The 16,059-nt window shown below is 37.8% G+C and carries 15 protein-coding genes; all 15 read right to left on the reverse strand.

The features are described 5' to 3' along the window. Positions 1-6 precede the first annotated feature (6 nt). Positions 7-423, reverse strand: coding sequence for a PTS sugar transporter subunit IIA (locus CKV70_RS10280; protein ID WP_003723160.1), 417 nt, complete (start codon positions 421-423; stop codon positions 7-9). A 16-nt stretch (positions 424-439) separates the two neighbouring features. Further along, positions 440-1,435: an SIS domain-containing protein gene (locus CKV70_RS10285; protein ID WP_003732006.1), complete on the reverse strand. Its 996-nt coding sequence runs from the start codon at positions 1,433-1,435 to the stop codon at positions 440-442. Positions 1,436-1,457: 22 nt separating this feature from the next. Continuing rightward, positions 1,458-2,522 (reverse strand): SIS domain-containing protein, encoded by a 1,065-nt coding sequence (locus CKV70_RS10290; protein ID WP_010989865.1) that lies wholly within the window; start codon positions 2,520-2,522, stop codon positions 1,458-1,460. Positions 2,523-2,534: 12 nt separating this feature from the next. Continuing rightward, positions 2,535-3,356, reverse strand: a complete 822-nt coding sequence (locus tag CKV70_RS10295) for a PTS system mannose/fructose/sorbose family transporter subunit IID (protein ID WP_003723163.1) — start codon at positions 3,354-3,356, stop codon at positions 2,535-2,537. Then, a complete protein-coding gene (locus CKV70_RS10300; protein ID WP_003723164.1) occupies positions 3,337-4,155 on the reverse strand; it encodes a PTS mannose/fructose/sorbose/N-acetylgalactosamine transporter subunit IIC in 819 nt (272 codons plus the stop codon). Before CKV70_RS10300 ends, CKV70_RS10295 begins: the two co-directional genes overlap by 20 nt. Positions 4,156-4,177: 22 nt before the next feature. After that, positions 4,178-4,645 carry a PTS sugar transporter subunit IIB gene (locus CKV70_RS10305; protein ID WP_003732004.1) on the reverse strand — a complete coding sequence of 156 codons (468 nt, stop codon included), beginning with the start codon at positions 4,643-4,645 and terminating at the stop codon, positions 4,178-4,180. A 19-nt stretch (positions 4,646-4,664) separates the two neighbouring features. Next, complete coding sequence (locus tag CKV70_RS10310; RefSeq protein ID WP_014930996.1) at positions 4,665-5,366, reverse strand: GntR family transcriptional regulator; 702 nt, start codon at positions 5,364-5,366, stop codon at positions 4,665-4,667. Position 5,367: 1 nt separating this feature from the next. Next, complete coding sequence (locus CKV70_RS10315) at positions 5,368-6,099, reverse strand: GntR family transcriptional regulator (protein WP_014600980.1); 732 nt, start codon at positions 6,097-6,099, stop codon at positions 5,368-5,370. A 171-nt stretch (positions 6,100-6,270) separates the two neighbouring features. Beyond that, positions 6,271-7,266, reverse strand: coding sequence for an aldo/keto reductase (locus CKV70_RS10320; protein ID WP_009930477.1), 996 nt, complete (start codon positions 7,264-7,266; stop codon positions 6,271-6,273). A gap of 117 nt (positions 7,267-7,383) precedes the next feature. Then, a complete protein-coding gene (gene alsS, locus CKV70_RS10325) occupies positions 7,384-9,081 on the reverse strand; it encodes an acetolactate synthase AlsS (RefSeq protein ID WP_003723170.1) in 1,698 nt (565 codons plus the stop codon). A gap of 195 nt (positions 9,082-9,276) precedes the next feature. Then, entirely contained in the window at positions 9,277-10,734 is a 1,458-nt protein-coding gene (locus CKV70_RS10330) for an ABC transporter substrate-binding protein (protein WP_003723171.1), read from the reverse strand. A gap of 20 nt (positions 10,735-10,754) precedes the next feature. Continuing rightward, positions 10,755-11,726, reverse strand: a complete 972-nt coding sequence (locus tag CKV70_RS10335) for a carbohydrate ABC transporter permease (RefSeq protein ID WP_003727964.1) — start codon at positions 11,724-11,726, stop codon at positions 10,755-10,757. A gap of 18 nt (positions 11,727-11,744) precedes the next feature. After that, entirely contained in the window at positions 11,745-12,674 is a 930-nt protein-coding gene (locus CKV70_RS10340; protein WP_009924790.1) for an ABC transporter permease, read from the reverse strand. Positions 12,675-12,786: 112 nt separating this feature from the next. Continuing rightward, positions 12,787-14,271: a response regulator transcription factor gene (locus tag CKV70_RS10345; RefSeq protein WP_003723174.1), complete on the reverse strand. Its 1,485-nt coding sequence runs from the start codon at positions 14,269-14,271 to the stop codon at positions 12,787-12,789. Beyond that, positions 14,271-16,010, reverse strand: a complete 1,740-nt coding sequence (locus CKV70_RS10350; protein WP_003723175.1) for a sensor histidine kinase — start codon at positions 16,008-16,010, stop codon at positions 14,271-14,273. The genes CKV70_RS10345 and CKV70_RS10350 overlap by 1 nt, the downstream gene beginning before the upstream one ends. Between the last annotated feature and the right edge of the window lie 49 nt (positions 16,011-16,059).

Here is a 16,059-nt window from a genome sequence, read left to right on the forward strand (position 1 = left end):
TTCCTATTAAAAATCTTCTTCTATTTCTTCAAGCGGCGCGGCATATTCATAAATCCCTAACCGCCCAGTTTCGGCAACTTGATTCGCAAGTTGTTTTAAGGATAGCGTTTCACGACTGAGGAACGCTTCTAATAAAAGCGGAATATTCACGCCTGCAACAAGTTCTACTGCATCAAAATTCCCGAGCAAGCGAACGAGCACATTAAACGGAGTGCCACCTTTTAAATCGGTTAGAAATAATACGCCTTCTGTTAAATCGAGTTTAGCTACTTCACTGGCAATTTTCGCCTGTAAGTTTTCCGCGGATTCATTCACTTCAAAAGGAACAAAACTTGTATTTTCTTGTTTACCGCAAATCATTTCCGCAGATTGAATGAGTTCTTTTGCGGCGTTTCCATGAGTACAAACAAAAATTGCTTTCATTTTCTAAACCGCCTTTTTAATAGTCTAACTGACGATAGTATCTTCTGATTTCCATTGGGTGACAGTTAATTTTTTCCACGTGTACGTCAATACGATTATTAACTGCGTGGATAATAAATGGTGACAACGCCCCTCTGAATTTAGCGGAAATACCCGGCATATCGTAATCTTTTGCATCAATGACTGTATAATTGGCGCAGATTTGTGGAATGAAATTAACTACTCTCTCGCTTAAAGAACGCTGGCTATCTTCTGTCACATAAATGGTAATCGGGGTATCGCGTTCTACAATTTCAAACATGCCATGGAAAAACTCATGTGACTCAATCGATTTCGTTTTAATCCAGTGCTGTTCTTCCCAGTAACACATTGCGTATGAATAGGTCGCACCCCACTGATTCCCAGCACCAACGAAATAATGAATGTCGTCTTGATGATGTTTTAGCGCAAATTCTTGACCAAATTTATCTGCCGCTTTTTCTACTTCTACAATCCCTTTAGCAAAATGTTGATCCATTTCTTGATAAAACGCATCATAATCTTCAAATTCACCTGCTAAATACATAAAACGATCTGCCACCATAAAGAATTTTAATTGTTCATTTAACGGATAGGAGATTAAGTGATCTACTAAATTAGCAAGTTCGGTTTCCGCTTTATCAATAAACCCAAATACAGTCGCACCAATTTCATTACATTTTTTCACAGCATCTACTACTTCTTGCGTACTTCCGGTCACCGATGAAATAACTACAAGTGTATCTTTGGTGACACGTTTATTGCCTGTAGTTAGAAACACAGCCGCATTTTCATAAAAAGTTTCTAGCGCCGTTTTTTCTTTCATATGCACCACAGCTTGCATGGCGGATGCGTATGTCCCGCCAATTCCTAGCCAGCAAATATTACTAAAACCACGGTGGTGTATTTGGTCAACTACTTCATTAATTTGCGGACGTAATTTAAGCGCCCCTTCCATGTTTTCTCTCACTTTTTGTTCATCAAATTTTAACACTCTTCATTCCTACTTTCTTTGATTAAATTTTGGATTTTGTTATTTTATCAAATTCCGGAAAAGCGGATACTTCTAAATTAATTCCTTTTTTCTTAGAAATTTCAAAGGATAATAAATGAACCGGGATAGTCATAAATAGCGGCGTCAGAAGTTCTGCTGTCCGCATACCAAGTAATAAATCATCCGCGTTTTCCCCGCCTGCATCCGCATAAATTGTCCGGATTTTCTTTACATGGCCTTGTAAAAATTGTTTTAATTTTTCCGCGCGATCTTCTAGTAATCCTTGAGGTTCAAGGAAGATAATATAGTCTCGTTCGGACAAACCTATATATGGTCCATGCATATATTCTTCTAGCTCTTTACCAAATGAAGTAATCCGGATGGTTTCTGTTACTTTTGTTTCTCCTTCGCGCGCTACACCATAAGCAGCGCCGTATCCTATGAAGAAAACTCGTTCCGCTTCCATCAATTCCTGTGTATGCTCGTCCACCCAAGCAGCTGATTTCTCTATCACTTGTGGTAAATGAGCGGTAATTTTTTTCAATTCTGCAATTTCCGCCTGATACTCTTCCTCCAATATTTTCTCTTGTAAAAGGGCTAGCTCAAGCGCCATTAAATTCAACATGAGAATGGTTGCGCTATAGCCAAGCGTGACATATGGCATCTCTTCTAAGCCCATCCCGAGATCAATTGCCCGCGTACTTTCTTTCGCAATCGGGCTTCTTAAATCGCTCGTTAAAGTGAAAACAATACCTCCTTGACGCTCAATTTCTTTTACGAGATGGATGGTGGAGTAACTGTGCCCACCTTGTGATATAGCGATGTATAAGGTGTTTTTGTTTAAATGCAGCATGTAATTTCCTGCAGTAGATGGTTCTTCCACATATACCGGAATAGCAAGTTTATCCGACATATATAACTGCGCTGCGAATGCCGCATTAGAACTAGAACCTGTTGCAAAAATAACAATTGCTTGATAGTCCACTTTCTCCATTTGAATGACCTTTTGTAAAAGGTCTTTTCGACTTCGGATGATATTTTCATAAACGCTTTGTTCCGACCGGATATAATAATCCATGTTTTTCATTTTTTCACCTACTTATTTTAATAAACCTGTGAACGCTCCTAAAATCCCAATTCCTGCGATTAATAAAAGAATCCAATGTGCTTTTAGTCCTTTTTTATCTAACCAGAAAATAAAGAAGGTGAAGCCAAGTGCTAGAATTCCTGGGACGATACCGTCAAAAACACTTTGAATCGTTACTGCATCATCACCAGAACCAAATTTCATTGGCATATTAATGTTTACCATCGTGGCGACCATCGCACCAACAACAGCCAGACCGATAACCGAAGCACCATAAGACAGTTTATCCATTAATCCAGTTTTTTGAATTTTTTCGATAAAGTTAGCTCCAATGTTATAACCAATGAATAACCCATAATAACGAGTCAGAATAGCTGGAATATTGAAAATAAGGAGGAATAAAATCGGACCTAACATATTTCCTTGTAGCGCTAAGGAAGTTCCAATACCTGTAGCGATAACTCGTAAAGTTCCCCAGAAGAACGAATCTCCAATCCCACTAAGAGGACCCATTAATGCTACTTTTATATTATTGATAGAATCTGTGTCAAAATCTTTATCTTTCGCAGATTGCTCTTCCATCGCAATGGATATCCCGAGCGGAAAAGTGGAAAGCCACGGTGTTACGTTATAAAATTCTAAATGTCTTTGATAAGAAGAAATTCGTTTGTCTTTATCATTTTTAAAAATTTTGTTCAGAGCTGGTAGCATGGAAAATCCATACCCGAGATTGGATTGTCGTTCGTAGTTCCATGACCATTCCATCGTGAACGAGCGCCAAAAAACTTTCATTAAGTCTTTTTTCGTTAATACGTCAGAACTCTTCATCTTCATAATTTATACCTCCATCATTCGCAAGTGCTGGCTCTGTATTAGTATTTTTTGGGCCATTGTCATTTTTAAGTGTTGCATAACCTGTTAAAATTAGCGCTAAACATGCAGCGAAAATCGCTACGCCTGTTACAGGAACTTTTAAGTAAACAGCTAACGCGAAGCCAAATACGAAAAATACCGCATTCTTCTTGTTGACCATCAATTTGAGAAGCAAAGCAAAACCATATGCTGGCAGTAAACCAGTCGCGATTCCAAGTCCCGTTATAACGAATGCTGGGATGGCATCAAGTACGTTTTGAATAACTGGGCTTCCTACTAAATAGGATGTCGCGACAATAATACCAATTGGCAAGTTGATCGATAAAAATCCACCTAGTAACTGCATTCGACTAATCCCTCGTGAATTTCCCTCGAGTGCGTATTTATCTGCTTTATGAACAAAGTAAGGTAATACGAAAATAAAGCATAGATTTTTAACAACAAGTACAAGGGAGGCAATTGGAATCCCAAGAGCTAACGCTACGGCTGTGCTTTCACCAGTCGAAATCGCGAAGGCAGTTCCTAATATACTTCCTGAAATAATTTCTGGAGGGATAGATGCTCCAATAGAAAATGATCCCACAAAAGCTAATTCTAAAGTTGCCCCCATAATAATCCCCATTTGTACATCCCCCATGATAAGCCCGGCGAGTGTACATGTTACAAGTGGTCTTGATAGCATCGATGAACCAAATAAATATTCTCCATTTGCTAGCATTGCTGCAAGTGCAAGCAAAATCGCTGTTCCAAACTGTTCCATAATTTATCCCTTCTTTCGTCTTTTATGCTTCAAAGGTTACTTTTTTTTCGTTAGGCACTTGCTGCATAAACACATCTACTTTTTCTTTTTGAAGCTCTTTTAATTTCTCTACTTCTTCAGGTGTTAAATTAACTGCTTTGGAAAAATTGGCTGTTCCTTCTCTTTGCTTCGTTCCGCCTAGATTTAACATCGGGATTTTACCATTCGTACCATGGATTAATTTGTAAGCGTCTTCAACCGATTCGACAACAATAAGCATGTTGTATTTATCAGTGACACCTGAATTAATCGCTTCGATACTTTCATCGATACTTTTCATGACTAGTTTTGCCGCCTCTGGCTTAGCAAGCCGTATTGCCGACTTACGAAAATCGTCTGCCGCTACCCCATCATTTGCCACTAAAATTGTATTTACATCTAAAGCATTAAACCAAGATACAGCTACTTGTCCATGTAGTAAACGATGGTCTACTCTTAGAAATTGAATCATTTTTTCTTCCTCCTTAGTATTAGTTAAAATCAACTACATATTTGGTCGACTCAGCATCTTCATAATGATATTGGATGGCAATCGGCATTTCATTTTCTGCATAAAAGACACTGCTCAATTTAAATACAGGATCATTTTCGTTTATATGCATATTTTTGATTTGCTCATTCCCAGCTAAAATAAGTTGAAGTTCCTGCTCAAGCTCAAATAATTTATATTTACCTGAATTAACAAGCTCAATAATATTAATAATTTGAAAATCCTTCGCTTGTAAATCAGGGTATAAACTTAACGGTAAAATTAAACGATCTAGCGTTACACCGTGCTCACTTTTTTGGACAAACTTGATAGAATACACAAGTTCATTCTCTTTTATACCAAACTTCTCTGCGTAAAACTTGCCAGCTTTGCGGATGTAAAAGTCTTTAATGTCTTTTTTCAAATTTTCATTGGTATCGGTTTTCATGACACCTGTCATTTCTAAAATGTTCTGAGCTGTTAGTTTTGGTTGAACGTACAGCCCAACACCGTTTTTACGAACAACTAAACCTTCTTCGACTAATAAATCTACCGCGCGGCGAATCGTTGTCCGACTGCTAGAAAAAATTTCTTGCAAGGCAGTTTCGTTCGGCATTAGCATTCCCGTCTTATATTCATCGCGATTAATACTATCTTTTATTTCTGAAGCAATTACTTCAAAAAGTGGCTTTTTAGCTCCCATTTCACTCATCCTCCAAGTAATCAAAGATGTTTTTCGCATTGATTTTGTATTTGATTTGATTACCAATTAGATATTGTTTGCTGTACTCAAACGGTTCATCATTTTGATCAAATGCTTTACTTACCACTTCAAAAAGCGGCGTATTTAGTGGTACCTTTAATGCTTCTGCTAGCTTTTCATTCGCTGATACAAAGCGCAATTCTTCGCGCCCGTATGTAGGTTTAATACCAAAGCGCTTTTCTAACACATTGTATAGCGAGGAATTATTTAAATCGATTTTCTCAATACCAGCAAATTTCGCGCTATCAATAAAAGATATCTCATAAGAAAACGGCTTATTATCAACTATTCTTCGCCGAACTAATCTAAACACCGGCTTATCTTCACTTAAGTTTAAAAAGTGGTTCACCTCGTCTTTGCCAGCTACTATTTCTTGTGACATTACTTCTACCTTTTGTTCTCCCGGCAATTGACTACTCATGGAATTCATTTGCAGTATATTGATTGTTTGCTTTTGGTTGATTTCGATTCCTTTTCGGTTTCTTTTTTGGATGACCGCTTCTTTTTCAAGGGTATCAAGTGACCGTCTGAGTGTAGTTCTACTGACGCCTAGTTCGTTTTCAAGCGCACGTTCTGATGGGAAACTTGTTTCTCCGGCTGCTACTTTTTCTTGGATAAGCTGTCTTAGTTGTTCTTCACTTTGCACTGCTGGCGACAAGTCTTTATATTCCATATTTCCACCTCTTTTTTCAAATCATCTATCTATTTCACTTTTTAAAAAGATACAGCTTTAAACATTTTTAATACCACTTCATTGTAAACGGTTGCATTTTATTTGTCAATAGTCTTTTTACATAAAAAAAGCATAAGGTAGATTTTCCAATCCAACTCATGCTCTGTTTGATTATTTAGTTGTAGGCAGTGCTCCAACTACTGGGTGCGGGATGTATAGTTCTTCTAGATAGTTAACTTCCGAAGTGGTTAGTTTAATATTTAGCGCCTCTACCGCGCTTTCTAGGTGACTTTCTTTTTGCGCACCGATGATTGGTGAAGTAATTTCATCTTTGTTTAATAACCATGCTAAGGCAATTTTATCTCGAGATACTTGATGTGTTTCTGCAAGTTCAGCTACACGTTCAATAATGCCTTTATCCGCATTCATCATGTCATCGTATTTAGATTTTTGAACTGGGTCCGTTTCGGAACGATCTGTTGTTTCATTCAAATCACGTGTTAACCGACCTGATGCTAGTGGACTATATGGCGTAATCGCTATTTTTTCATCGCGACAAAACGGAATCATTTCTCGTTCTTCTTCCCGGTATATCATGTTGTAATGATTTTGCATGGAGACGAATTTTGTCCAACCATTTCTTTCTGCGACGCGTTGTGCTTTTTGGAACTGCCAGGCATACATCGCGCTCGCACCGATGTAGCGTGCTTTTCCGGACTTAACGACATCATGTAATGCTTCCATTGTTTCTTCGATTGGCGTATTTTCATCAAAACGGTGAATGATATATAAATCTACATAATCCGTTTCTAGTCGTTTTAAACTATGGTCAATTTCACTTAAAATGGTTTTTCTTGATAAACCGCCACTATTCGGACGATCTGGGCGCATTGTTTGTTGCACTTTGGTTGCTAGAACAATATCATCACGGTTGGCGTAGTCTTTCAGTGCGCGGCCGACGATTTTTTCACTTTCTCCGTAGGAATAAATATTCGCCGTATCAAAGAAATTTATGCCTAAATCGAGTGCTTTTTTTATGATAGGGCGACTGTTTGCTTCGTCCAAAACCCATTTATGAATCCATTTGTCTTTATCACCGAAGCCCATTGTTCCTAAACAGATTTTCGAAACATCCATGCCAGTGTTACCAAATTTAACATATTTCATCTAAAACCCTCCTAGTTAATTTCTAGTACTACTACAGCATAAACCTTGAAGTTCACTCCAAGTCAACCTTTAACTATTAAAAAAATCTCCCGGAATATCCGAGAGATTTTTAATGTTTTAATAAAATTGGTCAGGTAGTAAAGTTTCGCCAAGTTTGATGTTATCACGGTAATCAATTGGAATATCTACAACGACGGGTCCTTCTGTTTCAAGCGCTTCTTTTAACACATCAGAAAGTTCTGCTGGATTTGTTACGCGAAGACCTTTTGCCCCGAAACTTTCTGCAAATTTTACGATATCAACATCGCCAAAACGAACAGCTGCTTCTTTGCCGTATTTCATTTTTTGTTGGAAAGCAACCATGTCATAGCTTCCGTCATTCCATACTAGGTGTACAAGTGGCGCACGCAAGCGGACAGCTGTTTCTAATTCCATCGCGGAAAATAAGAAGCCACCGTCACCAGAAATCGAAACCACTTTTTCACCCGGATGTACGAGTGTTGCAGCAATTCCCCAAGGAAGCGCGACACCAAGCGTTTGCATACCGTTACTGAAAAGCAGACGGCGTGGTTCATAGGAGCGGAAATGACGTGCCATCCAAATATAATGTGAACCAACGTCGACTGTCACAGTTACGTTGTCATCAATTGCCGAACGTAGTGTTTGAATGACCGACAATGGATGTACTCGATTAGTTTCATCACTTTCTGGCGGAACATCTCGCTCTTCTAATTGAGCATGAAGTTCTTTTAATGTTTCAAGTTCTTTTTCCGCTAATTCTAAACCGCTGAATTTCGCATTCACTCGGTCTAAAGTAAGCGCGATGTTTCCGACTAGCTCTGTCACTGGTTGGTAATAATGATCAATATCAGCGCGAATGTCGTCTAAATGGACAATCGTTCTATCACCAGAGGCATTCCAAGCTTTTGGATCGTATTCAATTGGATCATAACCCACTGTAATAACTAAATCAGCTTTATTTAACAAAATATCCCCTGGTTGGTTGCGGAACAGACCAACACGTCCAAAGAAGTTATCTTCTAAGTCGCGTGAAATGACGCCAGCTGCTTGGAAAGTTTCTACTACTGGGATACTTGTTTTTTGGAGTAAGCGACGAATTGCACCAGTTACTTCTGGACTAGATGCTCGCATACCCAATAGCAATACCGGTAATTTCGCTTTTTTCAAACGGGTAACAAGTTTTGCAACTTGTTCTTTGGAAGCAGGACCATTTTCTGGTTTAGCAAGTGGGCGAATCGCTTTTACTGGTACGTTTGGTTCGTTCACGATATCTTGTGGCAAACTGACAAAAGCAGCGCCTTGGTTTGGTTCTGTTGCCGAGCGAAAAGCGTTAGTGATTGCTTCTGGAATACTTTCGGCGTGAACTACTTCTTCGCTGTATTTTGTAATCGGACGGAAAAGTGCTGCATTATCCATTGATTGGTGGGTTCTTTTTAAGCGGTCTTGCCTTGTTACGTTACCAGCAATCGCAACGACTGGGTCTCCTTCTGCAGTTGCGGTTACAAGCCCTGTTGCAAGATTCGATGCGCCAGGTCCACTAGTTACAAGTACAACACCAGGTTTCCCGGTTAGACGACCGATAGCAGCAGCCATAAACGCCGCATTTTGTTCATGACGACTGACAATTAATTCTGGTCCACGTTCTTCCATCACATCAAAAACTTTATCAATTTTCGCTCCCGGAATCCCGAATACATGCGTAACACCTTGATTAATTAAGCTGTCTACAACTAAATCCGCTCCTGATTTCCCTTTTGTTATTACTTTTTCTTGCTCTTTTTCAAGTTTCGCCATCGTTATCATCCTTTTGTTATATAAATTTTTTATATTTTAATAGTACAGATATTATAAAAATCTCATTCACAAGACTAATTATACTACTCAAAAGAATTATTGCAAGGTTCCTGACTCAAAAACTGTTATATAATTTTATAAAAACTGTTATATAAAAAAAGAAAGAACTTAGATAAACTAAGTCCTTTCTGGCATTTATTCTTGTGAAGCGCGGAATTCATCGTATTGTTTTTGCATTTCTTTCATTACTTTTTTCATACCTGCATCATTTAACTTCGCTTTGAATTTTTCCGTATATTCAACGGGATCCACTGTTCCTGTAAGAAGCGCCGGCGCAAATTCATTACACACATTGGTAATCGAAGCTATTTCTGTTCGAACTTTAGAGGAGTCAAAATAAAAACCTAAGCCCGGTGATGCGACTGATTTTCTATTGAACTCTTTAAATTGATCCCATTTATCTGCTGGCTCATCTTCATATAATTTTAGAATGAAGTGATTTCCAAGCGCATAAGTTGGCATGCTGTAACGCTCCACACGTGCTGGTAGATCTTGAATTTTACCGTCATCTAACTCTTTATAATGGGTTCCTTCAATTCCTTTATCGACTAAATTACGTAAATACTCATCTGTGTTTAGTAAATCAAGGAATTTCACTGCTTCTTCTGGGTGTTGGCTCGTAACAGATACAGCTTGAATCGCACCAGTTACAGAATTATTTTTGATGATAGGTGTTTCAGCAATTGGTTGTGTGACTACTTTATATTTGCCGCCTGTATTTTTATCCCAAATATTTTCTGCATATGGTTGGTATTTTTCAATCCGCACAAACCAGTTTTCTTTATCGTATGACCATGGATCTGTTGAGGTTGCAATATCTTTTGTGACATACCCTTTTTGGTAGAAGCTATGAAGAGACTTTAGGATATCTAATGTTTCGGGTTGTTCATAGAAGTTAACGATTTTGCCTGTATCTTCATATTGATTTACTGCAAAAGGAAGAGGTACTGCATTATCGATTAAATAATCATATGGGAATGCTGGCTTAAAGTCTTTATTTCCGCCGATTGGTGTGATGCTTGGTTCGTTTTCTTTAATTGTTTTTAACATTGGTTCTAAATCGCTGAAATTTTTTACTTTCGTTACGTCCATTTTATATTTATCGACAAGATTTTTGTTAAAAACGTATACTTGTTGCTCGCCGACTTCTTTGTTGGAAGGAACACCGTAAATGTTCCCGTCAATGGTTGCACCTTCCCAAAGCACATCATTTAATTCCGCTTTCATTTTCTTGCCTTCTTTATCTAGATATTTATTTAATGGCAAGAATGCACCTTTTTGAGAGTAAGAAACGAATTCTCCCGCTGCAGAGTAAGCAATATCAAAATTTTCACCTGAGTTAATAACGGTTTGCATCCGTTTACCGTAGTCGCCCCAGTCGATTTGTGTCATTTCTACTTTGACGCCAATTTTTTCTTCGGTATATTTATTTACTTCTTTCATAACTTCTTCTGTGTCTTTTTGTGGCGTACCAATCATGTACCATTTCAGTGTCGGAACTTCATTTGCATCTGCCTTCTCATCGCTTCCGCATGCGCTTAAACCTAGTAACAAGCATAGTGACGCGATGATTACTCCCCATTTCTTTTTCATTAAATTCCCTCCATCTTTTTTTATTCTTTTACGCCGCCAATTGTGAGCCCGCTAATAAAGTATTTTTGGAAAAACGGATAGGTAATCGCGATTGGTAACGTCGAAATAACAACCATCGCCATTTTTGCACCGTCTTGTGGTATGGACTTAAACGCGCCGGCAGTATAAGCAATTTCTGAGTTTTGTCGCATGAATTCTAAGTTGTTTTCAATTTTCATAAGTAGCGATTGTAATGGAACTAAATTTGGATTATCAATATAGAGTGACGCTTGGAACCAGTCATTCCAGTATCCTAGTGTAGAGAAAAGCGCGATTGTCGCAAGCCCCGGTAAAGAAAGCGGAACAACCATTTGTAAAAAGATTCTTAGTTCCCCAGCGCCTTCAATTCGAGCCGCCTCAAGTATTGGTTCTGGAATAGACCGTAAAAAGAACGTGCGCATAATCATAATGTAAAAAGCATTCATTGCTAGTGGTAAAATCATTGCCCATATGCTATTTCGTAAGTGCAAAAATTGTGTCATAACGATATATGCTGGCACCATCCCACCACTAAATAACATGGTAAAAAAGGCAATAAATGTAAATTGACGACGATACTTAAATTGTGGTCTTGATATCGCGTAAGAATAAAGCGCAATCATCGCAACACTACATACAGTACCAATTACTGTGACTAAAATGGTGATACCGTATGATTGTAATAGTTGTCCTTTCATCTTCCATAAGTATTCATATGCTTCCATGCTCCACTCTTTCGGTATTAGTTGAAAGCCATTTGCCGCCAGAGATGATTCACTCGAAAAAGAAATAACAATAATATATAAAAACGGAAAAATACAAATGAGCGCTAGGAAAGCAAGCATAATATTCATCGCTACGTTCATCTTTTTCCCAAAACCAATAATGTCTTTGGCTGGTTTATTTTTTGCCGGTTTTTCCATTTCACCTCGGACTTGTTCTATTTCACTCACTGCTTCAAGCTGTTCTGCCAAAGCACCTCGCCTCCTTTTCTAAAATAAGCCATATTCTGGGTTTATTTTTTTCACGATGTAGTTAGTGAGTAGCACTAGAATAAAGCCGACAATCGACTGATAGAAACCAGCTGCTGCACTCATACTCATATCTCCAAGTGACGTTAAACCACGGTATACATATGTATCAATTACATCCGTCACAGGATAAAGTGGCCCTGAATTTCGCGGTAGTTGATAAAACAAACCAAAATCAGAGTTAAAAATCTTCCCGACATTCAAAATCGTTAAAATAACCATCAGTGGCGTTAGTGCCGGAATTGTTACATGTCTGATTTGTTGCCATTTACCAGCACCATCAATCATCGCCGCCTCGTAGTATGTACGGTCGATTCCAGCAATTGCTGCAAGGTAGACAATGCTTCCATAACCCAAGCCCTTCCAAACATTCATCATGATGAGGATAAACGGCCAGTATTTTGGATCGTTATACCATGAAACTGGATCTTGTCCAAATGCGAGTAAAATGTTGTTCATCAGTCCACTATCTTCACTCAAAAAGCTAAATAAGAAATAACTCACAACAACCCATGATAAGAAATGGGGGAAAAGCATTCCCGTTTGGTAAATTTTTGCTCCTCGTTTATTTAGTAAGCTGTTGAAAATAATAGCAAGCGCTACACCAAGAAACAGCCCTACGATAATAAATACTAAATTATAAAGAACAGTGTTTCGGGTAATAATAAAAGCGTCGTTTGTTTGGAATAGGAATTTAAAATTTTCAAGTCCCACCCAGTCGCTGCTCATAATACTGGATAAAAATCCTTTCCCATCAATCTTGTAATCTTTGAACGCAATTACTGTACCAAACATTGGTAAGTATGAGAAAACCAGGAACCAAAGGACGCCTGGAAGTACCATTAATAGCCAAATCCGATTAGCTCGAATTTGTGATAAAACTTTTTTCAATCCATCCACCCCTCTTTTTTGTAAGTGCTTTCAACATCTTTAGTTTATCGTTTTTACGAGGGTTAAAATAGTTGCGGATGTTTAGATTTATAGACAAATATTAGAAATAATCTTATTGATGGATTTTTCGGTAACGATTCGGTGTTTCGCCTGTGTGCTTTTTGAACTGGCGATAAAAATAAGCCATATCGGTATAACCAGATTTCCCTGCGATGATGGTTAAGTTATCTTTTGTTTGCAGTAATTCTTCTTTTGCGTAGTTTACTCGGTAGCGATTTAAATAATCTGTAAAGTGTTCTCCCATTTCTTTTTGAAAAAGTTGACCGAGATAAACTGCGTTAATATGGAAGTCGTTTCCGAGCGTTTTCAAAGACATTCCTTCTGCGAAATGTTCCGTGATGTAGGAAAGCACATTTTGAATAATAGGGCTTTTTGATTCATCGGTTTGTTTCTTGCGGTTATAGTAACGAATAGCATAGGCTAGTGTCGCCTCTTCCAATCCCTCAATACTTGTTTCTTCGGCAATTCTCCCCATAGATTCACTTAATTCTTTTGGATCCGATTCCGCCATCATCACAAGTAACTCATTCAAAATATGTAGCATTTGATGCGGGTCGCTTTCCAGTTTATGGTCATTCCATTCTTTAAAAAAGTTATTTATCCAAGCTTTAATTTCTTTTTCATTATTCATCACGAGGAGTTTCGCGAGTTGATGTTGTTTTCTCTTCGGACGCCAAGTATGTTTCGTACGTTTTTGGTAGGCGATTAGACTACCAGGCTCTTGGACAAGCCGTTCTGGAAGCAGCCTTGTAAGTTGACGAAAAGCTTGTGGATACATCATTTCACCCTGAACTTTTTCACTAATAAATAGATAAAAAGCTTCATTTGAAATTCGTTTTTTCATATCTTGATGAATTGCTAAAATTTGTTCGGATATCGAAGTTTGTTCGGTTATTCCAACTATTATTTCATTTTCTGGTGTAAGTAGCATAAATGAAAAGTCCTTGCGATACTGTTCAGAAAGATTTTTCCATTCGGCCAGATCGATTTCTTTCGTTGCTTGAATTTGGATGAGCACAGCGTTTTCTTTTGGATTTAAGGCCATATCATACAACGCTAGACGCTCTTCCCATTCTTCTTTATTAATTCGTAAATTTAGCCAACGCCAAATCGTGTTGTCCCGTAAGATGTAATACGCTTCTTCCCTTGGTATCACACTGTCTGTCATTTGTTTTTTCTCTATTTGTATAAGTGTTTCTTTTAATTCTTGTTCGTTTAAAGGTTTTAATAAATAATTTTCGATTCCCGCTGAAAGCCCGCGTTTCACATAATGAAAATCTTCAAATCCCGAAAGAACAATAGTTTTAGTCGCGGGTTGTCGTTTTTTCCATTCGTCGATTAATTCTAAACCGTTCATTACAGGCATCTCTATATCGGTCAAAAGGACATCTACTTCTTGATTAGCAAATAAATCTAATGCTACTGCGCCATTTTTAGCCGTTCCAATAATTTCAATTGATTGCTCGAATTCTGGAATAATGCTCTCTAAACCTTTGAGAATAAGGGGCTCGTCGTCTACTAGTACAATTTTTAGCATTACTTTTCTCCTCCCGTATTTTGAGGTACTTGAAACAGAATGATGGTACCTTCATTTGCTTTACTCTTGATTGTTAATCGATAAGTTTCTCCATACAAAAGCTGCAATCGTTTGTTTAAATTAGCTAGACCGATGTGGCTCGTATCATCTTTACTTTCAATTGTTGCTTGCACCTCTTTTAATTTCTCCGCATCGATTCCCGAACCATTGTCTTCAATTCTAAATTGCAAATTGTTATTTTCTGCTGTGACCGTAATTACGACTATTGGATTTTGATTTTCTTTATAAGCATATTTGAAAAAATTTTCAATGAGCGGCTGCAGAGCAAACCTTGGAATCTGAGTATGATTGAAACGTTTTTCAATATTGATTTCCAGCTTAATGGGCTGTTCGTGGCGCATTTCCATAAAGCGGACATATTGTTTTACATAATTGATTTCTTCGCCTAAAGTGGTGATTTCACGGTGATTGGCCGTATAGCGTAGTAGTGTTGCAAGCTGATAAATCATATCACTTGTCGCTTTGGCTCCTTCTACGCGTGCATTCATTCTAATTGCCTCTAATGAATTATAAAGAAAATGAGGCTGCATTTGACCTTGAAGCGCTTTGAGCCGTGCTTTTTGTTCTTCCATTTCTAGGCTATATACTTTCTTCACATATGCATCGAGGTTTTCTGTCATATGGTTAAATCGCTCGCTAATCATCGTCAGTTCATCCCCGTTATTATCGACTGGAAGCTTTGCATCAAGCGTCCCCTTTTCCACCCGGTTCATTCCGCCAATAATCGTTAAAATCCGCTTAGAATAACGTCTACTAATAACAAAATTAATGCTAATAGAAAAAATAACTAATAACAGTCCAATACCAAATAAAGTAAGTTCGATGAGCGGCGCGCTATCATCTGTTACACGATATAAAAACGTATTGTTTTTCAAGCCACTTGTTTCATCTTCCGTTTTTTGAAAATATATTTTTTTGTTGTCTACATTAATCCAACCTTGTTTTTCAGGTGTTTGTATTTGTTTCGTTGGATGGTTGGAATATAATTCAGCTCCTTTCGCATTATTTATTTGGAAAATCGAGTTTTGATAGTCTTTTATAACCCATTTGCTTAGAAAAGTCGGATCAATGTAAAGGAGCAGATAACCCATTTGTTTTAATGTGCTTGGATCATTAATCGGCTGTTTCACGACAATTTTATTTTCGATTGTATAAAAAGTCCCTTGCTTCGATGCTTCGGTGGCGATATTTTCCTCCCCATATTTATCAACGGTTTCTTTCCATTCACGATAACGACTCGGGAAAGTATAAGAGTAACTCCCATCATCCGAAATGAGCTGAAGTGCGATAATATCTTCATCATACGAAAAATAAGACTGTAAATACGTTTGCATATCTACAGAATAAAAATTTTTACTTTTAAAATAGTTATCGATATTTTGCTCCGTGTAGCTACCGTAATCGTTTGTCATCGCTATTTGAACATCTTGCATCAAATCACTATTACGATAAATATCTTGCGTTAAACTAATTAATGCCTTTTGCTTCTCCGTAAGTGCATCGAGCTGCTTATTCGCAATAGTTTCCGCTCTTTGGAGATTGGTATCTAGTTGAATATTAGTATAGTACTTATAAATGAAAAAAAGTAATAAGCTGACCGTAAAAAGACTTGTTAAAGAAAAAATTAATAACATCCTTTTGAAAACGCGCTTGCGTGGTAATTCTTGTGCCATGCTCATTCACTGCCCCCTCTTCTTTTCTGATTATTGCATACTATCACCAATAATG

The organism is Listeria monocytogenes (assembly GCF_900187225.1).
GTDB classification, from domain to species: Bacteria; Bacillota; Bacilli; order Lactobacillales; family Listeriaceae; genus Listeria; species Listeria monocytogenes.